20 protein-coding genes are annotated in these 21,785 nt (G+C 28.0%); 1 reads left to right on the forward strand and 19 read right to left on the reverse strand.

Features of this window, described 5'->3' with window-relative positions; genetic code table 11:
• The first annotated feature begins 17 nt into the window (after nt 1–17).
• Nucleotides 18–1,418 carry a glutamate--tRNA ligase gene (gene gltX / locus ABXT65_RS03640; RefSeq protein ID WP_415324181.1) on the forward strand — a complete coding sequence of 467 codons (1,401 nt, stop codon included), beginning with the start codon at nt 18–20 and terminating at the stop codon, nt 1,416–1,418.
• Here the strand turns inward: gltX and lpxB are convergent.
• The 19 genes from lpxB to ABXT65_RS03735 form a co-directional block, all read right to left on the reverse strand.
• Nucleotides 1,395–2,531 (reverse strand): lipid-A-disaccharide synthase, encoded by a 1,137-nt coding sequence (gene lpxB, locus ABXT65_RS03645; RefSeq protein WP_415324182.1) that lies wholly within the window; start codon nt 2,529–2,531, stop codon nt 1,395–1,397. The genes gltX and lpxB overlap by 24 nt on opposite strands.
• Nucleotides 2,528–3,319, reverse strand: coding sequence for a UDP-2,3-diacylglucosamine diphosphatase LpxI domain-containing protein (lpxI, locus tag ABXT65_RS03650; RefSeq protein WP_415324183.1), 792 nt, complete (start codon nt 3,317–3,319; stop codon nt 2,528–2,530). The genes lpxB and lpxI overlap by 4 nt, the downstream gene beginning before the upstream one ends.
• A 19-nt stretch (nt 3,320–3,338) precedes the next feature.
• Nucleotides 3,339–4,121 carry an acyl-ACP--UDP-N-acetylglucosamine O-acyltransferase gene (lpxA, locus tag ABXT65_RS03655; protein WP_415324184.1) on the reverse strand — a complete coding sequence of 261 codons (783 nt, stop codon included), beginning with the start codon at nt 4,119–4,121 and terminating at the stop codon, nt 3,339–3,341.
• A 1-nt stretch (nt 4,122) separates the two neighbouring features.
• Nucleotides 4,123–5,109, reverse strand: coding sequence for a UDP-3-O-(3-hydroxymyristoyl)glucosamine N-acyltransferase (gene lpxD, locus ABXT65_RS03660; RefSeq protein WP_415324185.1), 987 nt, complete (start codon nt 5,107–5,109; stop codon nt 4,123–4,125).
• Nucleotides 5,110–5,161: 52 nt separating this feature from the next.
• Entirely contained in the window at nt 5,162–5,614 is a 453-nt protein-coding gene (fabZ, locus tag ABXT65_RS03665) for a 3-hydroxyacyl-ACP dehydratase FabZ (RefSeq protein ID WP_415324186.1), read from the reverse strand.
• Nucleotides 5,615–6,136: an OmpH family outer membrane protein gene (locus tag ABXT65_RS03670; protein ID WP_415324187.1), complete on the reverse strand. Its 522-nt coding sequence runs from the start codon at nt 6,134–6,136 to the stop codon at nt 5,615–5,617.
• Nucleotides 6,136–8,373 carry an outer membrane protein assembly factor BamA gene (gene bamA, locus ABXT65_RS03675; RefSeq protein ID WP_415324188.1) on the reverse strand — a complete coding sequence of 746 codons (2,238 nt, stop codon included), beginning with the start codon at nt 8,371–8,373 and terminating at the stop codon, nt 6,136–6,138. The genes ABXT65_RS03670 and bamA overlap by 1 nt, the downstream gene beginning before the upstream one ends.
• 8 nt (nt 8,374–8,381) lie before the next feature.
• Nucleotides 8,382–9,545: a 1-deoxy-D-xylulose-5-phosphate reductoisomerase gene (locus ABXT65_RS03680; protein ID WP_415324189.1), complete on the reverse strand. Its 1,164-nt coding sequence runs from the start codon at nt 9,543–9,545 to the stop codon at nt 8,382–8,384.
• A gap of 1 nt (nt 9,546) precedes the next feature.
• The gene (locus ABXT65_RS03685) at nt 9,547–10,209 is read right to left on the reverse strand and encodes a phosphatidate cytidylyltransferase (RefSeq protein ID WP_415324190.1); all 663 of its coding nucleotides are present in this window, start codon (nt 10,207–10,209) and stop codon (nt 9,547–9,549) included.
• Nucleotides 10,209–10,886 (reverse strand): polyprenyl diphosphate synthase, encoded by a 678-nt coding sequence (gene uppS, locus ABXT65_RS03690; RefSeq protein ID WP_415324191.1) that lies wholly within the window; start codon nt 10,884–10,886, stop codon nt 10,209–10,211. Before uppS ends, ABXT65_RS03685 begins: the two co-directional genes overlap by 1 nt.
• Nucleotides 10,883–11,434: a ribosome recycling factor gene (gene frr, locus ABXT65_RS03695; RefSeq protein ID WP_415324192.1), complete on the reverse strand. Its 552-nt coding sequence runs from the start codon at nt 11,432–11,434 to the stop codon at nt 10,883–10,885. The genes uppS and frr overlap by 4 nt, the downstream gene beginning before the upstream one ends.
• Complete coding sequence (gene tsf, locus ABXT65_RS03700; protein ID WP_415324193.1) at nt 11,435–12,286, reverse strand: translation elongation factor Ts; 852 nt, start codon at nt 12,284–12,286, stop codon at nt 11,435–11,437.
• 1 nt (nt 12,287) lies between these two features.
• Entirely contained in the window at nt 12,288–13,109 is an 822-nt protein-coding gene (rpsB, locus tag ABXT65_RS03705) for a 30S ribosomal protein S2 (RefSeq protein WP_415324194.1), read from the reverse strand.
• Between the two features lie 129 nt (nt 13,110–13,238).
• Entirely contained in the window at nt 13,239–16,655 is a 3,417-nt protein-coding gene (gene dnaE / locus ABXT65_RS03710; RefSeq protein ID WP_415322287.1) for a DNA polymerase III subunit alpha, read from the reverse strand.
• On the reverse strand, nt 16,639–17,325 hold the full coding sequence (locus ABXT65_RS03715) for an ABC transporter ATP-binding protein (protein ID WP_415322290.1): 687 nt from the start codon (nt 17,323–17,325) through the stop codon (nt 16,639–16,641). The genes dnaE and ABXT65_RS03715 overlap by 17 nt, the downstream gene beginning before the upstream one ends.
• Entirely contained in the window at nt 17,318–18,550 is a 1,233-nt protein-coding gene (locus tag ABXT65_RS03720) for an FtsX-like permease family protein (RefSeq protein WP_415322291.1), read from the reverse strand. The genes ABXT65_RS03715 and ABXT65_RS03720 overlap by 8 nt, the downstream gene beginning before the upstream one ends.
• On the reverse strand, nt 18,547–19,881 hold the full coding sequence (gene proS / locus ABXT65_RS03725; RefSeq protein WP_415322293.1) for a proline--tRNA ligase: 1,335 nt from the start codon (nt 19,879–19,881) through the stop codon (nt 18,547–18,549). Before proS ends, ABXT65_RS03720 begins: the two co-directional genes overlap by 4 nt.
• A gap of 2 nt (nt 19,882–19,883) precedes the next feature.
• Nucleotides 19,884–20,129: a DUF1467 family protein gene (locus ABXT65_RS03730; protein WP_415322295.1), complete on the reverse strand. Its 246-nt coding sequence runs from the start codon at nt 20,127–20,129 to the stop codon at nt 19,884–19,886.
• Nucleotides 20,130–21,785: a ribonuclease J gene (locus ABXT65_RS03735; RefSeq protein WP_415322296.1), complete on the reverse strand. Its 1,656-nt coding sequence runs from the start codon at nt 21,783–21,785 to the stop codon at nt 20,130–20,132. It lies immediately after the preceding gene.

Raw genomic sequence — 21,785 nt, forward strand, 5'->3', positions numbered from 1 at the left:
TAGTCTAAAAGTCACACATGTCAAATGTTGCAACAAGATTTGCTCCCTCACCTACTGGAGCTCTTCATATTGGTGGTGTGAGAACTGCTTTATTTTGTTGGTTGTATTCAAAAAACAAAAAAGGAACCTTTCATTTAAGAATTGAAGACACAGACAAGGAAAGATCTAAAGATGAACATAAAAATCAAATTATAAAATCTTTAAAATGGATTGGTATAGAGCATGATGGAGAGCTGTATATTCAATCAACTAAAATAAATGATCATATTGGTGTTGCTAATGAATTACTTAAAAATGGTCATGCTTACAAGTGTTACTGTTCTTCAGATGAAATAGAAGCTCAGAAGAAAAGAGCTAGACAAAAAAAACTTCCCTATACCTACAATAGGAAATGTAGAGAATTAAATGAAGATGACACTCCAAAAGATATTAAACCAGTTGTAAGATTTAAAAGTAAAATTGAGGGTTCTTCAATACTAGAAGACTTAGTGCAAGGAAATGTAGAGATAGACAATATTACTATAGAAGATTTTATTATTCTAAGAAATGATGGAACTCCAACATATAATTTATCAGCTACAGTTGATGATCATCAAATGAACATGACACATATTATTAGAGGTGATGACCATAAGATAAATACTTTTAAGCAGATGCAAATATACTTATCAATGAAATGGGACTTACCAAATTTTGCACATATTCCTTTAATTCATACTTTAGAAGGTAAGAAACTATCCAAAAGAGATAATGCTTCAACACTTGATGACTATTCTAAAATTGGCATAATGCCAGCTTCTCTAAGAAACTATCTATTAAGACTGGGGTGGTCATATAAAGATAAAGAGATATTTACTTTAGAAGAAAGTATTGAGTATTTTAACCTTGATGGAATAGGTAAATCGCCTTCAAAATTAGATATTAACCGTATATTATCAATGAATGAGCATTACATAAAAAGTATCAGCGAAGATGAACTATACGATCACCTTGCACAATACTCCAAACTTTATAAAGAAAAAATTCCAGATGAAAAAGAGGAGAGAATTAAAGCATCTTTAACTTTTTTAAAAAATAAAGCTAAAACTTTGGAGGATATATATAATAATTCAAAGTATATTATATTTGATGAGGTTAGTTTTAATCCAAATGATTTAAAACTTATTGATGAAAAAGCAAAAAATATTATAGCCAATTTTTTAAATAAGATTTTGTTATTAACAAGTCTTAATAAAGAATTATTAGAACCTATAATAAGTGATTTAATTAAAGATCATGAAACAAATTTTAAAGGTGTAGGACAGCCATTAAGAGTAGCTTTAACAGGTTCTAAGTTTGGACCGGGCATCTATGACATCATTATATCTTTAGGCAAAGATGAGATTCAAAAAAGACTAAGTAACAAGATATTTAGCTAATATTGAAGCTGACTCTTCAGCAGAAGATGTTCTAGATTTAATTTCATCTATTGTTTTTTTACAAACCATTAATTGTTCATTTATAAGTTCTGGTTTATTAAGTAAATAAGTTACACTCTTATAAATTTCATTTGCGTTACATTCATTTTGTAAGAGTTCCGGAATAACTTCTCTCTCATTAATAATATTGATAATATTTGCAAATTTTACATTAATTAAAAGTTTAAAAATCATAAAATTAATAAAGTTCAATTTATAGATTATTATTGATGGAATATTAGCATTACTTATTTGTAGAGATACGGTGCCAGATTTTGAAACTGCAAAAGTTGATTTTAATAAAGTTTGAAATTTAATAGTTTCATCTGAAATTATATCAATATTTTCAATATTAAAATTTTTAACTGTGTTGACAATAAAATTTTTATTTTCCTGAGTTGCATGAAATACAAATAAATAATCCATTGATTTATTATTCATTAATTTAACAAAATTAATTAATATAGGTAAAAGTACTTTGACTTCTGAACTTCTACTACCTGGAAATAAAGAAATAACCTTTTTATCTTTTGATATTAAATTATCTAGATCTGTTTTACCTTTACTTGCATTTTCAAGCAGTGGATGCCCCACAAAGGTATTTTTAATGTTCTCATCATCAAAATATTTTTTTTCAAAGTTAAATAATAATAGAATATGATCAATAAATTTTTTCATTTTTTTAACTCTATTTTTTCTCCATACCCACACTTGTGGTGCAACATAATGAATTGTTTTAATGTTTTTATTAATTTTTTTAACTCTCTCAGCAACTCTGAGAGTGAAATCGGGACTATCCACAGTGAATAAAATATCCGGTTGAAACTTAATTATTTCTTTTACGGTTTTATCAATTCTTTTTCTAATTTTAAATATATTGAATAAAACACTAGTAAAACCTAGGTATGTAATTTCTTTTAGATCAAAAATTGACTTAACCCCAAGTGACTGAAGGCAGGAACCCCCAACAGCTAAATATTCAATATTAGGATTATTTTTTTTTAGTTTAGAAATTATGGCTGATGCTAATTTATCTCCAGATGGTTCACCAGTAACTATAAATATTTTCTTCATATTATATTAATAAAAATTTTATTCTTATTTGCAAATTTAATACACTTTGCTTTGTCTAAAAAAATATTTTTATTATGTTTTAAGACAATTCCTTTCAGTCCAGCCTTTTTGCAATCTTTTAAAGTATCAAATCCAATTGTAGGTAAGTCAATACGCAAATCTTGTTTTAATTTTGGAAGTTTTATTAGGATACCTTCCTTTTTTTTATCAGGCTTAATTGCTTGAAGCATTTTTTTAGTTCCTGTAGTGGTTTCAGTCTTAAAAATTTTTTTATCTCTCATAACTAATCCCTGAACATGATTATGAGCATTAAGTTTATTGAGATAAAATTTTCCTTTTTTAATTTCAAATAAATCAGTTTTATTAGGTCTTGTTTTTGTATAATTACCTTTTTTTAATGAAAGCTCAGGATTGAAGGTTATTGAACTAATTACATTAATTTTTTCTTTTTTTAATATGTTTATTATTATTTTAATAATTGCTGCGTCACCCAATCTTGATGCTTTTATTATTTTTGATAAATAGTAAAAACCTTTAATATCCATTCTTAAAGAAGAGAATTTTGGTTTATTGATTTTTCCAGCAAACAAAACTTTTTTACACTTATATAGTTTCATTAACTTAATCATTTTACCAAACTGACCTATGCTAATTCTATTTGAATTTTTGTTACTCTGAAAAATATTTTTTTTAGATAGGTCAATTATAAAATATTTAACTTTTTGTTTAACAATATTTCTTAAAATTTTATTTGGCAAGTCAGTGTCACCAAAGATTAAACAAATCATGATTTTATATTTTTAAATTTTAACTTGAATAAGGAGTGCAAATTGGTCTTTTCTTATCTTTGTTTATAAATTCAATAATATCATTAACTAAGCTGTTATTATTAAATTTATTATTAAGATTGGCTAAGTTTTCTGAGAGATTCTCTGTTTTAAAAATTTCTTTGTATGCTTCGGATAGAGATAATATCTCTTTGTTTGGAATATCTTTTCTTCTTAAGCCTATTAAATTTAACCCATGTAATGCACATCTGTTACCAAAAGCCATTCCATAAGGAATGACATCCTTAACAACACCACACATACCACCGATCATAGCCATTTTACCAATTCTTGTAAATTGCTGAACGGCTGAGTTTCCACCTATTATGACATTGTCTTCTATATGTGCGTGACCACCTAAGGGGACGTTATTGGCTATAATCACATTATTACCAACAAAACAATCATGTGCCACATGTGATGAAACCATGAACAAACAATTGTTTCCAATTTTAGTTTGCCCTCCACCACCAATTGTACCAGGGTTGATTGTAACATACTCTCTTATCTTGTTATTATTTCCAATGATTAAGCTAGTTTCATCTCCATTATATTTCAAATCCTGAGGATCATTTCCAATTGATGCGAATGGATAAATTATATTCCCCTTACCTATTTTAGTGTTTCCACAAATATTTACATGCGCATGTATTTTTACATCATCATCAATTGAAACATTTGGACCAATGACTGTGTAAGCTCCTATACTTGCTTTAGAAGATATCTTTGCTTTAGAATCAATTACCGCTGTCTTGTGTATCATTTTATCTACCTTCTCTTATAAATTTTTTAAAATCTTTTGCTGGATATCCCATAACTTTAGAGTTGTCAGGGATGTCTTTAATAACGCCGCTACCCCCACCAATTTGAACATTATTACCAATTTTTAAATGACCAGAAATGCCCGCCTGACCTCCAATCATAACATTATTTCCTAAAATACTACTACCTGCAATTCCGACTTGTCCTGCTATAATACAGTTGTTTCCAATTTTAACATTATGAGCAATATGAACTTGGTTATCAAGATAAGTATTTTCACCTATCGTAGTTACGGATAATGACCCTCTATCAATTGTGGAACCACATCCAATTTCACTATTTTTTTTAATATGAACATAACCTATATGAGGATACCTATGATTTTTTAAATTTATAGGAATAAAACCAAAGCCTTTTTTTCCTACTATAGCACCATCAAGAATATGGACATTGTCTTCAATGATCGCATTTCTAAGGATAACATTCGACCCTATAAAGCAATCATTTCCAATCTTAACATTATTTTCAATTAAAGTATTATGACCAATTTTAGTATTTTTACCAATGATCACATTATTAGCAACCAGAGTATTTTTCCCAGAAATAATTCTTTTAAATTTTTCATTAATATTCAATAAATCATAATTATTATTATCAGTTATTGAGTCAGGGTAAAATTTAGCTGTAATTATGGCTGTTAATAAAAGAATATTATCACAAGATATTTTAATACATTCGTCTGGAAGTAAATGAAAAAATTCTTTTTTAGTTATGCAGGCACGAGCATTGGTATTAATGGCTAAGTCTTTATATTTAATAGAATGAAAAAAAGTAATATCTCTAGAAGTTGCTTCATTTAAATTTTTGACGTCATGAATTATATCATTGTCGTTTGATGAATTTTCAAATGAGAATGGACAATCAATACTTGCATCAAATATATTGAATATTTTAAAAGGACCACAATTATTAAAAAAAGGATTAATCACTTTCTTATTTTATCAAAAAATAAAAAAAAAGATTATCAAGAAATATTGCTAATTATTTCTTGTCAACAATAGTTGCTGACCATTGAGCATCAGCCATTTTTTCTTCACCTACAAATGCTTCACCTTTATACTTCCAAACTCTACCATGTGTTCTAACAGCCTGTATTTTAAGTTCTAACTTGCAATTAGGTATAACTGGTTTTCTAAATCTAGCTTTTTCAATACCCATAAGAAAAACTAATTTATTATCATAAGTTTCTTTATCTAATCCGTGAGCTGTCAATGCTGCAGCTGATTGGCCAAAAGCCTCAACAATAAGAACACCTGGCATAATTGGATTTTCGGGGAAATGTCCCTGAACAAAAAAACTATCTGTTTTAACATAAACAATAGCCGTGGCTGAAGTTAGTTTTTCTATATCATGAAGTTCATCTATTAAAAGCATTGGCTCTCTATGAGGTAATAAACTAGCTATCTGTTGTTTATCTAGAAATTTTTCTTCCATTTATTTAATTTTAAATTTAGAAATATTCTTATCAATTATTTTTATAACATCATTTGTAATATCTAAATTGCTCTTACCAACAATTATATCTTTTTTTTGTAAAATTATAGAAATAGAATTATCTTCTGAGTATTTTACAAGGAATGGATTAATTAGTTTTAATAATTCTTTAGTGTTATCAATTTTTTTTTTGTTAATGTTTTTTAAGATTTTTTGACGGTTTAAATTATAATCATTTATTTGTGATCTTAAATTACTTACCTTTTTTTTGAATTCCTCTGAATCTAAAATATTTTTTTGAGCAATAATTTTTGCCTCTTTATCTTTGAGCTCTTCTTCTTTTTTTTTAAATTCCGCTGAATTAGCTTTCTCAATTTCAATAATTTGCTTTACAACTGAAGAGCCAACTTTAGTTGAGATTAATACTTTATCCATGTCTATAAAGGAAATATCTGAGTTAGCACTAGTGAATATAAAACCAAACAAGACAGTAGAAATTACAATTAGAGGAAGTTTAAACATTAGAATGTGGTTCCAAGATTAAATCTAAAAGATTCTGTAATATCACCATTATTTTTAGTTAATGGTTCTGCTATTACAAAGCTTAAAGGTCCTACTGGAGTAAATAAATTGATGGCAAGTCCCACTGAAGATCTGATCTTACTACTGTCAGATAAACTTGAACTATAATCAATTCCCCAAACATTTGCCGCATCCATAAATATAGAAAAATCAACCTCTTCAAAATTTGAAAATATTTTAGGCAGGGTTGTTGCAACATTCATGGCCATTGAATTATTTCCTCCTATGTGGTCTGTTCCATCTTTTGGTCCTACCTTCCCTCTCTCAAAACCTCTTAGTTTACTCGATGGTAAAAATAATCTTTCAGATAATTTGACATTCTTATTTGATAAAGAATTCGTGGTGCTGACATAAAATGAAAATGTTGCAACATTTTCATTTAACCATTGATTGTAAATTTTGTAATCGTAAGAACTTGTTAGTGAATAATTATCACTAATCAAAGGAACGTATTGAGAAAATTTACTTCTAAATCCATCACTAGTTTGGAATTTTTGATTTCGTGTATCATAATCAAAATTATAATTAAAAAAGGTATCAAAGTAATTTCCTTTTTGTTTTAACATGGATGCCGAGGCTGTAGCATCAGTCTCTAATTTTTCAATATAAGATGAAATTCCCAAATTAAGAAATAAATTGTTATAATATTCAAATCCTGAACCTACAGAAAATCCTGCTTTATTAGATTTATAACCAAAATCTTTCAAGCGATCAGAAACACTACTTTCTAAAGAAAAATTTAGTGATTTATTTGAACCATGATAGTTTGGGTTATTTAATGACATCAATCCTTTAACAGAACCAGCACTAAGAGTTAAATCTGAAGCAAACGTTATCCCTCTACCTAAAAAATTATTTTCCTTAACACTGAAGCCAACAGATCCACCATCAGAACCAATACCTGCACCTGCACTTATTTCCCCTGTAGGTTTCTCATCAACTTGAATATTTATAATTTTTTGATTCGTAATAGATCCATCTAATACTTCGGCGCTGACTGTACGAAAAAAATTTAATGCTTTTAGGTTATTAATAGATTTTGCGTGGAGTAAATTATTAAATGGATCACCTTCATCTACTTCTAGATTGTTTCTAATCACGTCTTCACGAGTAATATTGTTACCAAATATATTAATTTTTTCTACATAAAACTTTTCAGATTCTTTAATATTAAAAGTTAAGTTTATTAAATTATCAATAATTTCTTCATTAACATCAGATGTCAAAAATTCGTATCGGTTTTCGAGTGTAATTTTATCAATCTCATTAAGAATTTTATCTATAGAATTTAAAGAGTATACCTCGCCCCTCATTTTATCAAAAATTTTATTGAGTTTTGAAAAATCATTTATGTCATAATCTATAGGAAGATTTAGAGACAAGTCGTTAAAAATAAATTTCTCTCCTGAAGAAATGTTGTAAATAAGTTCAAATTCATCGCTACCCAAATAGTTAGCAAATGTAGATTCTATATTAACATTGTAAAACCCATTATTTTTGTAAAAGTTATTTAATAATTTTTTGTCAAAATTAATTAAGTCTTCATTAAGAAATTTTTTGCCAGAGATAAATTTCCAGAATTTATATTCTTCGCTTATTATTATACTTCTGAGTTTATTATCTTTGATTTTCTTATCTCCAATGAATGAGATTTTTGAAATTTTAGACTTTTTTCCTATATCAATAAAATAGGTTAGATTAACTTTATTTTTTTTTAAGTCTGTGACAGTAGTTATTATTTTTGGAAAATAGTAACCCTTATCCTTTAACAAATTAACCATTCTTATTTCATCATTTCTTACTTTCGCGATATTAAATGAAGATCTATCTTTCAGGGTTAGTGTATCACTCAATTCACCTATTAAAGTTTTTGATTTAAGGCCTTCAAAAAGTACAGATTGTATTATTGGATTTTCAATTACATCGATTTTTAGTACATCCGTTTCAATTTTAATGCTAATATCTTTAAAAAAACCAGTATTGAATAATCTTTTTAAAATCAAATTTAATGAATTTTCATCTAAAAATTTTTTATCAGGAAGTTCAGAAAAAACTATAATTGTCTCATCGGATATTCTCAAATTGCCATCAATTTTAATTTTATTATAATTTTTTGAATATACTGCGGAGATATGAAGGGAAAAAGAACACAGTATAATTAAAAGAAATCTGATCATTGAAAGACTTATATACTCATAGAGTTAATTTTCAAACTTACATAATTAGATAATTTGTTAATTTCATCTATATTTTTAGGCTTTATAAGCTTATATTTAATAAATTCTTTTCTATTTAGAATTTTTAATAAATTATTTGAAATATCTATAAATTTTATTTTTTTTTGAATAAATAAATTCACTAAACAATCATTTGCAACAACTATCACAGTTTCAAATAATGAATCAGTATCTTTAAGCTTTTTAATAATTGATATTACGGGAAATCTTTTTTGACTAATTTCTTGTAGATCTAGTGTGTTTAATTTCTTTATCTCGAGTTTTTTTGAAATAATGTTATTTTCAAATTTAGGATAAAGTGAATTAAAAATTGGAATAGTCATATTAGTATCATGTATTAGAAGTTTAGTTAATCCATTTTTAAATTTAACCATTGCATGAAGGTATGATTGTGAATGAATTAATATTTCTAATTGATTATATTTAAGATTGAATATTTTTTTTGCTTCTATTACTTCAAAAACTTTATTCATCATCGTTGCAGAGTCTATGGATATTTTTTTACCCATTGACCAATTAGGATGATTTAATGCTTTTTTAAGTGTTATATTTTTAAAAAATTTTAAAGGGTATTTTCTAAAAGGACCGCCAGATGCTGTAATGTAAACTTTTTCTAGATTGTTGCTTTTTATATCATCAATTAAAGCATAGATAGAAAAGTGCTCTGAATCTATTGGCATAAACTTAGTGTTAAATTTATTTAATTGTTTTTTAATCAAACACCAACCACATATTATCGATTCCTTATTTGCTATAGCTATAATTTTTGTGAATCTAATTATATTTAAAGTTGGTTCTAAGCCATCAAAGCCAGAAATAGCACTCATTGTATAGTCAATATTTTTATTTTTTAATATTTTTGATAAAGAATTAAAATCATTATAAATATTAATATTCTTATTTTTTAGAATTTCTTTGGTAATAAGAAATGACTTCTTGTCAGTAATAATAACATTTTTGACATTAAAGAATTTAATTTGTTTTATTAATTTTTTATAATTTTTATTTGCAGTAAGTAATTCTATTTTAAATTGCCTCTTATTTTTTTTTAAAATATTGATTAGAGAAATGCCTATAGATCCTGTTGACCCTAAAATAACTATTTTTTTCATTTTATATAAAATTTAATAATACAAATCCCATTGGAATTGTAAAAATTATTCCATCGACCCTATCAAGAAGACCTCCATGACCAGGCAATATATTGCTTGTATGTTTGACTTTAGCTTTTCTTTTTAAAAAGGAAATACACAAATCCCCAAGTTGGGAAAAAAAAGATATTAGGATTGTAACTAAAGACAATATTAGAAGATTATGATCTACTAATACATTATAAAAAAAAGGAATTAATGATAACGATAAAACAAAGGATCCGATAGACCCAGATATAGTTTTGTTAGGACTTATTTTTGTAAGTTTTTTTCCTTTAAAAATTTTACCAAATACAAAACCACCAATATCAGAAAATATTGCTACAAGTATAGAATACAGGATATAAATACTTAAGTTTGAATGATAAGTTTCAATATAAATTAGAAAAAATATTAATAACGAAAAATATAATAAAGAAGTAGATTTATATAAAAATCTAAAGAATTTACCTTTGATTGAATCTTTTTTAATTATTTTAGATATTAAAGCATAAAATTCTACCCAACAGATCATGGCTATAATGATCAATGAAATAATCATTATAAATGAATAAAAGTACATTAGCATTAACAATGCCAATAACATTAATGATGTAATAATTCTTTTTTTTAATTCTGTACTCATTAGATGGAACCAAAATTTCTTTTAATACTTATAAATTTAGATAATATTTTTCTAAAATCTTTTTTTTTAAAATCTGGCCATAGTTTTTTTTCAAAAAAAATTTCTGTATATGCTAACTGCCATAGCATAAAATTACTTAATCTTTGAGTGTTACCAGTTCTAATCATTAGATCTGGGTTAGGAATACTGTTGGTAAATAAATTTTTATCAATGTTTTTTTCATTTATCGTAATATTCTTTTTATTAATCATCTTTAATGCATTTATTAGTTCATTTTTAGAACCATAATTTAAAGCTATATTAACCTGTACCGCAGTATTTTGTGATGTTTTTTCTTCAGACAATTTGATTAAATTTTTAAGAGTTGATGGTAGTTTATTTAATTCCCCTATAAATCTGAGTTTTATATTTTTTTCAATTAATTCATCAATTCTTTTTAATAAAAAATTCTCCAATAAAATAAATAGATACTTTATTTCTTTTTTAGGTCTTTTCCAATTTTCAGTCGAGAAGGTGTAAAGGGTTAAATACTTAATTTTTTCTTTAATGCATTCTTCAATTATAACTTCTACTGTATTTAAACCTTCTCTGTGTCCTAAATTTCTTGAACCTTTATGTGAAATACCCCATCTTCCGTTTCCATCCATAATGACGGCAACATGTTTAATTGGGTTCATATAGTCATTATTTCTTTTTCTTTATTTTCAACTTTTTGATCTATTGCTTTAATATGCTCATCTGTAAATGCTTGTACTATTTTTTCATTTTTTTTTTCATCGTCCTCACTAATTTCTTTATCTTTAACTAAATTTTTTAATTCATCATTAGCTTCACGTCTTATGTTTCTTATGGATATTTTACATTTTTCACCCATAGACTTAATTACTTTTTTAATTTCTACTCTTCTCTCTTCATTCAAATCTGGAATTGGCAACCTAATTAATTGACCATCTATTTGAGGGTTTAAACCAAGCTCAGACTTTTTGATGGCAGAATCTACTAATGGCACGTTATTAAGGTCCCAAACTTGAATATTGATTGTTCGTGGATCTGGTGTTGTTATGCTGGAAACTTGATTTAATGGCATCGCCTGTCCATAAACATCAACTTTAACAAGGTCTAGCATTGAGGCATTTGCTCTTCCAGTTCTTAATGATGTTAATTCTTTTGAAAAAACCTCAATGGTTTTATCCATTTTTTGGCTGTATGTTTTTTCATTAAACATTTATTCACCTATTTTAATTCTAAAGAAATCATAAATCCTTAAGTCAGGGATATTAAGCTCTTTTACAATATCTTGCACTTTCTTTTTAGGCTCCATAACCCAGGCCTGTGTTAACAAGGAATTTTCCTCTTTAAATTTACTCATTTTACCTAAGCTAATTTTTTGTGCAATCTCCTCCGGTTTTCCGGAGCTTTTTAACTCCTCTGTTACAAGGTCTTGCTCTTTTTGGAGTATATCTTTATCAATCAAATCTGAACTTAAAGCCAAAGGATTAGATGCTGCAATATGCATTGAAAGTTGTTTGCCAAAAACTTTAACAGCATCACTCTCATCGGAAGTCTTAAGTGACGCTATAACTGATAATTTAGATAAATTATCTTTAACTACGGTATGTAAATAATTGAAATTTTTAGCACCTGAGTGGTTAAATGTCTTAGCTTTACCAACTGTTATTTTTTCACCCATTTTTGCAATTAATGAAACAAGGTTATCTTCAACAGTTTTACCATTCGACATATTAGATTTATTTAATTTATCTAAATCAGAATTAATTTTATTATTTAATTCACTTATTTCTTTCGCAAAAGAAACAAACTCATCATTTTTAGCAACAAAGTCAGTCTCACAATTAAGCTCTAAAACGGAAATCTTATTTTCATCTCCAGAGGTTGCTATGACACCTTCTTTGGCGTCTCTGGACATTTTTTTAGAAGCTTTGGAAATACCCTTAACTCTTAAAATTTCTACTGCTTTATCTAAATCCCCATCAGATTCTTTAACTGCTAGATTGCAATCTTTAAAACCAGCACCCGTTGCTTCCCTGAGTTGTTTTACTTTTTCAATATCACTCATATTAATTCAACTTTTCCTTTTCTTTTTTTGAAAATTTAGCATCTAATTTTTCTCTATCTAATTCTTGAACAGTTTTTGTAGATTTTTCATTTACCTTAACATCTTCAACTTCTAGTTTTTCTTCTGTTTTAGATGGAGATGCTTTTTTTGCATTTTCAATAGTTTCTTTAATTAAATTACAATAAAGGTCAATTGCTCTTCTAGCATCATCATTGCCAGGAATTGGAAAATCAATTCCATCTGGATTTGAGTTACTATCTAATATTGCACAAATTGGAATACCTAATTTAGATGCTTCTGCAATAGCTAAAGATTCATAGTTTGTATCAATAATAAAAACTAGATCTGGAACTTTTTTCATTTCAGCAATTCCACCTAGAGCTCTTTCTAATTTGTCTTTTTTGACACTCATTTTTAATAGTTCTTTTTTTGTAAAGCCTCTATTTTCAGCTACAAGGTCAGCTTCATATTTCTTCATCTTTTTAATTGAACCAGAAATAGTTCCCCAGTTAGTTAACATTCCACCTAACCATCTGTAATTTACAAAATATTGGCCAGTTTCTTTTGCTATTTCTGCAATAGCCTCTGATGCTTGTTTTTTAGTTGATACAAAAAGAATTTTACCGTTATTAGCAATAGTATTGTAGACTTTTTCTAAAGCTACATTTGTTAATTCTAATGTTTGAGTTAAATCAATAATGTGAATTGAATCTCTTTTGCCAAAGATATATTTTTTCATCTTTGGGTTCCATCTTAAAGTCTTGTGACCTAAGTGAACGCCTGCTTCTAATAATTGTTGGATAGTTAGACTTGGTATTTTCATATTTATTCCCGGTTAAGCCACCACAGTAATTTCCACTTAAGGACCGGAGGTATAAAACCACAAACTGTGTGAGTGTTAATTTAATTTAAGAGCTATTTACAAATTATTTGTAAAACAAACAAGTCTTTTTTACCTAATAATGGTAGAAATATCACTCTTTCTTAAGATATTTATGGCTTTTCTATCAATAAACCGTCTATTTTTAAGTTTAAAGCTAATATCGTTATTTTCATCTTTAATATTAATTTTTACTTCTGTTGTACCTTCTTCATTTACTAAATCAGATATTTTAGCGATGTCATTAACAGACTTAATATTGAATATAATTTCATTAACAGGTTTATTAAAAAGATCTTTAAGTGAAGCTATTTTTTGAACATTTATTCTTTTAAATCTACTTTCATCATTAGAAATAGTTTTGATTAAGGTTATAATTAAAGAATTACCCTCTATAAGAGACTCTCTATTTAATTCCAGAATATCAGAAAAAATAAAGAGCTCAAAAACACTGGATAAATCTGTAAATTTGATAACACCATATGAATTACCCTTTGCAGTTTTTCTTTCGGTAATTTTTAAAAGTGTTGCTGCAATATTTGCATCTTTTATATTATCATCCAAATTAAATTTTGCATAATCAACTATTTTGTAATCATCAAAAATTTCTTTAAACTGATTTAATGGGTGATCTGATATAAAAAAACCTACAGCCTCAAACTCTCTAGACAATCTATCTTCAAATTTCCAATCCTCAATATTAAGAACTATTTCATTATCCTGTTCTTCATCAGAGTCGAAAAGGTCAATTTGATTTGCTGCTTTATTTTCATAAATATTTTTTGTTTTAAGAATAAAATTTGGAATTGAATTAAATAATGCCTGTCTATTGTTATCTATATTATCGAAAGCCCCAGCTTTAACTAAACCTTCTAATTGTAGTTTATTAATATCTTTAGGGTTAACCCTATTTAAAAAGTCATTTATTGATTTAAATTCACCATTTTCTTTTCTTTCTTTAACAACGTTTGATATGGCTTCATAGCCTACACTCTTAATGCCACCTAACGCATAATAGAAGTTATTTTCATCAAATTGAAAATCTGCAAAACATTTATTAATATCTGGGCGTACAACTTTAATATCAATTCTCTTAAGTTCTTCATGAAATTCTCCAAGTTTATTTTGATTTGATAAATCCATTGTCATGGATGCTGCAAAAAATTCCATTGGATAATAAGTTTTTAAAAAAGCAGTTTGATATGAGATTATTGCATAAGCTGCAGCGTGACTTTTATTAAAACCATATTCAGCAAATGGTTCAATCTTTAAAAATATACCTGCAGCAACATCTTTGCTAATTCCTTTTTTAAGAGCACCAGCAATAAAACCTTGTTTTTGCTTTTCTAGTTCTGCTCTCTTCTTTTTACCCATAGCTCTTCTTAAAATATCAGCTTCACCCGCTGTAAACCCAGAGAGTTTTTGAGCAATTTGCATCACTTGTTCTTGATAAATAATAACACCGTATGTTGGTTTAAGGATATCCTCTAGCAATGGATGTAAGTAATCTGGTGTTTGTCTACCATGCTTACAGTCGTTATAAACTGGTATGTTGCTCATAGGTCCTGGACGATAAAGAGCAACTAATGCAATGATGTCTTCAATATGATTAGGTTTCATCTGTAATAACGCTTCACGCATCCCAGCACTCTCCACCTGGAATAATCCAACTGTATGGCCAGAAGACAATAGGTCAAAAACTTTTTTATCTTCAAAATCAATGTCTTCAATTTTAAAGTCTTTAACTTTCTTATTAATTAATTTTTGAGTTCTATTAATTACAGTTAAAGTTTTTAAACCTAAAAAATCAAACTTAATTAAACCAGCATTTTCTGCTGAATACATGTCAAATTGTGTAGATGGTAGTAATAAATCAGCCGATGCATCTTTGTATAAAGGGACAACATCTGTTAATTTTCTATCTGCAATTACGACACCGGCAGCATGAGTTGCTACATTTCTATTCAAGCCTTCTAGTTTTAAAGAAAGATCAGTTAATTTTTTTACACGAGGATCTTCTTTAACTAATTTTTGAAGTCGTGGCTCACTATTAATACATTCAGCTAAACTTTGTGGTCTTGAAGGATCAAATGGTATCATTTTTGAAATACTATCAACAAAACCATATGGCAAACCTAGTACTCTACCAACATCTCTAATAACCATTCTTGCTTTTAATTTACCAAAAGTGATTATGTGTGCAACACTGTCTTTATATTTAGTTGTTAAATACTTGAAAACAAGATCTCTTTTTTCCTCACAGAAATCTATATCAAAGTCAGGCATCGATACACGATCAGGGTTTAAAAATCTTTCAAATATCAAATTAAATTTTATTGGGTCTACATCTGTAATAGACAAGCACCAGGCAACAAGTGAACCTGCTCCAGACCCTCTGCCAGGTCCTACTGGAATATCGTTATTCTTAGCCCACTTAATATAATCAGAGACAATTAAGAAATAACTGGGATATTTCATTTCAATAATGATTTTTAGTTCATGATCTAATCTGTCTTTATATTTTAAAAATTTATCATTATTATGTAAATTATTTTGTTCAATCTTAAAAACTTTTATAAATTTTTCTTTCAGCCCATCCAATGAATCTTTTTTAAGTATTTCATCGGCACTACCACCTTTTTCAGAGCTGATATTTGGCAATACTGGTTTAGAAAATTGTGGTCTAAAATTACATTTGAATGGCAAGTTCAAATTATTCTCTAAGGCCTCAGGAAGATCTGAGAACAATTCTGACATTTCTTCATTAGACTTAAAGTAATGTTGATTGCTGTACTTAGTTCTATTTTTTTCATTAACGTAGGTTTTAGAGCCAATGCAAGTTAATGCATCATGAGCTTCGTGCATGTCAGATGTTAAATAATAAACTTCATTAGTGGCAATAATTGGTATTTTAATTTTTAAAGATTGTTCTAAATTAAATTTTTCAAAAGCAATTTCATTTTGATCACCGTGCCTTTGAATTTCTAAGTAAAAGTTATCATTAAATTTTGATGATAAATTCTTATATAGTTTTGATATTTCATCTAAACGACCTTTTTCAAATAATTTACCAAATAAACCTTGAATAGTTCCAGAAAGTAAGGACACACCTTCCGTATCTATTAAAAGTTCCTTAATATCTAAATGAGGGTCAGATAAAGCATCATTTTCAAGGTAAGATCTTGAGGAGAGCTCTATGATTCTCTTATATCCATTTTCGTTAAGAGCTATCAAGGGTAATAGTCCTGTCGTATCTTCAAATCTAAAATAAATTTGAGTACCAATAATTGGTTGTGTACCAACCTTAGAAATATTTTCAGCAAACTCCAGTGCACCACATAAATTGGATGTATCTGAAAGACCCAGACAAGGTATTTTTTTTTCTTTACAGAAATCTTTTAAATTATCAATTTTGATAGCTCCTTCACAGATTGAATACTGTGTGTGAATCTTTAAATGATTAAAGTTTTGATTACTTAATTCTGGCATTGATAGTCCTTATATTACCATCAATCATTTCTAATTTGCAATCAGCCATATTTGCAAAAAATCTATTATGAGTTGCATAGATTATTAATCTATTTTTATTTTTCAAATTATACAAAACATTAAAAACATCTTTGGCGGTATTGTGATCTAAACTGCCAGTAGGCTCATCTGCTAATATAATTTCAGGCTCATTAATGAGTGCTCTAGCCATTGCAATTCTTTGCATCTCACCCCCTGATAATTCCGAAGGAAAATGTGACTCACGTGATGAAAGACCCATTGTTTTTATAACTTTTTTAGCTCGAATGATTGAATTCCTTTTGTCATTGGTTAAAGCTAGACCAGCTAAATAAACATTTTCTAATGCAGTAAAATCTGGAAGTAAATTATTTTGTTGATAGATAATCCCAATTTTACTTGATCTAATTTTATCATTTTTTGAATTATCGTTAAAGTTAACTGGTGTATTACCAACTAACAAAGAACCAGTAGTAGGTTTATCTATCATTGATAAAACATTTAATAACGTAGATTTTCCCGATCCGGATGGACCAACTACAGAATAAATCTTACCTTTTACAAAAGAATAATTTATTTTTTTTAAAACATTTATTTTTCTATTGTTAGAAAAAGATTTTGAAATGTTCTTTAATGATATCAAATTATTCATACTTAAGTCCTTTAACTGGGTCTAATTTTGAAGCTTTTATTGCAGGAAAAATTGAAACAATAATTGTTATAAAGATCGAACAAAGGGAAATAATAAAAATTGAAGTCGGGTTGATTTCTGAAGGCATTGTGCTTAAAAAATAAATCTCCTCAGGAAACAAACTAATATTAAATGTGTTGCTTAAAAACTCTCTCAAGTTTTCTATATACAAAGAAAACATTACACCTAAAAAAATTCCAAAGAAAGTTGCTGTAGTTCCAATAATAACTCCGACAAGAAAAAATATCTTAACAATGGATTTATTTAGGACGCCGATTGACTTTAATATAGCTATATCTCTTGTTTTATTTTTTACCAGAATTGTAAGCCCAGAAATAATATTAAAAGCAGCCACTATAATAATCAAAGATAAGATTATAAACATTACATTTCTTTCAACCTTTAACGCAGAAAACAATGAACTATTCATATCAGCCCAACTATATACAAATTCATTTTTGAATATTTTTTGAATTTTATTTTTTTCTTCTTTAATATTTGATGGGTTGTTCAAATAAATTTCTAGGTTACGCTTTTCTTTTTTAAGATTAAAAAAATTTTCCAATGTGTCTAAATTTATGAAAGCTATGTTGGCATCAAAATCGGCTAAACCGCTATCAAAAATTGAACTAATAATAAAAGTTTCTTGTCTAGGTAAGCTTCCTATAATCGTTTCTATGCCTACTGGAGACATAATTGATACTTTATCACCCACACCAAGATCTAAATTAAAACTTAATTCTTTACCTATTGATATCGAATTCTTTGTTAATTGACTTGATTTATCAATTAAGTTACCTTTTTTCACAACATCAAGTTTTAAAAAGTTTTCACTGCTGTAACCTCTTAAAATTAGGCCTTTGGTGTAGTCTTTACTAATGACAATTGCTTCACCAGAATTACTAAGTATTAATTCTTCTGAAATTAATTTCAAATTTTTATTATTTAATTGTTCTAGACTAATAGGGCTCTCATATGGCTTAACGGTAACATGAGCATTAAATCCTACAATCTTATTAATTAACTCAGTTCTAAAGCCATTCATAACAGACATCACAATAATTAACACTGCAACTCCTAAGCTAATTCCGATAAATGAAAAAATAGATATTATATTTAAAAAACCGTCTTTTTTTCTGGTTTTTAGATATCTAAGTGTAATTTCTTTTTCTAATGCAGAAATCAATTTTTTAATTTTTGTTCAGTTAAAATTTGAGTTATTTGATCTATGGTTAAACTTTTGGGATTTTTTCCAATTTCTTTAAATTCTAATAAATCACCATCTGATTTTTTTCCTAAAATTATTTGATAAGGCACACCTATCAAATTAAATTTTTTAATTTTAGATGAAAGATTTTCATCCATATCATCAATAATTGTATCAATATTTTTAATTTCAAAATGCTTAAAAAGTTTTTTTGCTTTGTCTAATGCCGATGTGTCATTTTTATTAATCATGGGTATTATGGCAAGTTCGTATGGTGCCACAGAGAATGGCCATTTCATTATTTCTTCTTTTTCATCATATTTTGCTTCTATAATTGCACCAACTAGTCTTGATACACCAATTCCATACGATCCCATTTTAACAAAATCTTTTTTACCACCCGGAAGATCTACTGCTGCATTTAAAGCTTTTGAATATTTATCTCCAAAATAAAAAATATGACCTACTTCAATACCTTTGGTAATTAGTCTATTTTCTTCAGACACTTCTTTTTCGAATTCGTCTTTATTAAATTTTTCATCAGCAACTGAATAATACTGTTCATATTTTTTTCTTAGATCTTCTAAGGATTTTCTATCCATGATTGAACCTTTACTATCTAAATCAAAAATTCTTTTATCAGTAAAAATTTTACTTTCACCAGTATCTGCTAAAATAATAAATTCATGAGAAAGGTTTCCACCAATAGGTCCTGTATCAGCAGCCATTGGTATTGCTGAAAGTTCCAATCTTTTAAATGTTTTTAAGTATGAGAAAAAGAATTTATTATACGAGAAAGTTGCATCTTCATCGTTTACATCAAAAGAATATGCATCCTTCATGTAAAATTCCCTACCTCTCATAATTCCAAATCTTGGTCTAACTTCGTCTCTAAATTTCCATTGTATGTGGTACAGTAATTGAGGTAATGATTTATAAGATTTAACACTTGATCTAAATATGTCTGTTACTAGCTCTTCGTTGGTTGGGCCATAAAGCATCTCCCTACCTTGTCTATCTTTAATGCGAAGCATTTCATCTCCATAGTCGTCGTAACGACCACTTTCTTTCCAAATATCACTAGGTTGAATAGTTGGCATAAGTATTTCTTGAGCACCAATTTTGTTCTGCTCTTCTCTAACTATTTGTTCAATTTTTTTCATTACCTTAAAACCCAATGGTAACCAAGAATAAATACCCGCGGAAGATTGCTTAATCATTCCTACTCTAAGCATTAATTGATGTGATTTAATTTTTGCTTCTGATGGGTTATTTTTTAGTATTGGTATGAATGATTTTGAAATGTACATTTTTAGCTAATTATATATCTTAAGTTTAAATATTCATATTTTATCAGTAAATAAATTATCACGAAAATAACAGTTGTAATACCAGTACAATAAATAAATTTTTTTAACATTTTAGGATTTTCTGGAGAACCAGCGTCTTCACCTTCAATTTTAACAGATTTTAGTCTATTTACATCAATTGGAAGAATTGTAAAAAAAACTATCCACCAAATTATAATATAAATTATAGCAAGGCCTGTTACGCTCATCTAGATTCTTACAAGATTGATATTTATAAATGGTCTTTTACCAGTCAATTCTTTAGCGCATTTTCTACAAGTAATTTTTAAAGCATCAATTAAATTGTATTCTTGTTTTTTACTTTTTGTAGAAAAGGTTCTAGTGGTTTTTTCTATTGCTTCATCTAATTCATAGATGAATTCATCAACATCATAAACAGGCAACCCTCTAAAGGTTAATACGGGTTTTTTGTGAATATTACCCTTTGCAGTAATTAAAATTGTAACCTCCATATATCCATTAGCGGCTATATTTTTTCTATCTTTGATTGATTGAGCGTTTTCTTCAACACTCATATTTCCATCTAAATAAAGTCTACCACTTGGAGCTTTATCAAAAACATGTGGTTTACCTGGAGCTAATTTTACAATATCACCGTTTTCTACTTGAACCGGGTGTGGGACTTTCATTTCGTGTGCGAATTTCATATGTTCAATCATGTGTCTATGTTCTCCATGTACAGGGACTGCACATTGAGGTTTGACCCAATCATACATTTCTCTTAGATCATCTCTATTTGGGTGGCCAGAAACATGAACAAATTCACTTTCCTCTGAAATAACTTCAATACCATCCCTAACTAGTTGATTTTGAAGTTTGTATAATTTTTTTTCATTACCTGGAATAATTTTAGATGAAAAAATAACAGCATCATCTTTTTCGATGAATACATCTGGATGAGTATAACTTGAAATTCTCATAAGTGCTGCCATAGGCTCACCTTGACTACCAGTACAAAGGTAAACTATTTTTTCCCTAGCAATTTTTTTTGCTTCACGTGCATCTATAGGTTCAATAACATTTTTTAAATAACCGCATTGCCTTGCTGCTTTAAATATTCTATGCATGGATCTTCCAACTAGAGATATTTGTCTACCAGTTTTTTCTGCACAATAGAAAGCTGTTTCCATGCGTGCAACATTTGATGCAAAAGAAGCCATAACAATTCTTTTTTTAAGGCTACCCATAATATTTAATAAACTTTTTCTAACATCTAATTCTGAACCAGCTTTTCCCATACTAAATACATTTGTTGAATCACAAACCATAGCAAGGACACCTTCTTTACCAATTTCTTTAAGTCTGTCGGAATTAATTTTTTCACCAATCAATGGTTCTGGGTCAATCTTCCAATCTCCCGTATGCAATATTACACCAGCTGGAGTTTCAATTCTAAGACCGTTAGGTTCAAGAATTGAGTGAGTTAACGTGATGTACTCTATTTTAAAAGGATCTAAATCTACTGTTCCATTTAATTGAACTATTTTTAGATAATTAGTTGCATCAATATTCTTTTCTTTAAGTTTTTCTTTTATTAAAACTGCAGTAAATGGAGTTGCATAAATTTTACATTTTAATTGAGGCCAAAGATGTGCAATTGCTCCTATGTGATCTTCATGTGCATGTGTTAAAATAATTCCTAAAAGGTCTTCTTTTTTATCCACAATAAATCCAGGGTCAGGGTAAATCAGATCAATTCCTGGTAAGGTATCATCAGCAAATGTAACCCCTATGTCAACCATGATCCATTTATGTTCACCTGGTTTTCCGTAGGCAAACAAGTTCATATTCATGCCGATTTCTCCTGAGCCTCCTAAAGGGCAAAATAATAGTTCATCTTTCAT

This window comes from Candidatus Pelagibacter sp. Uisw_127 (assembly GCF_047722515.1).
GTDB lineage: Bacteria > Pseudomonadota > Alphaproteobacteria > Pelagibacterales > Pelagibacteraceae > Pelagibacter.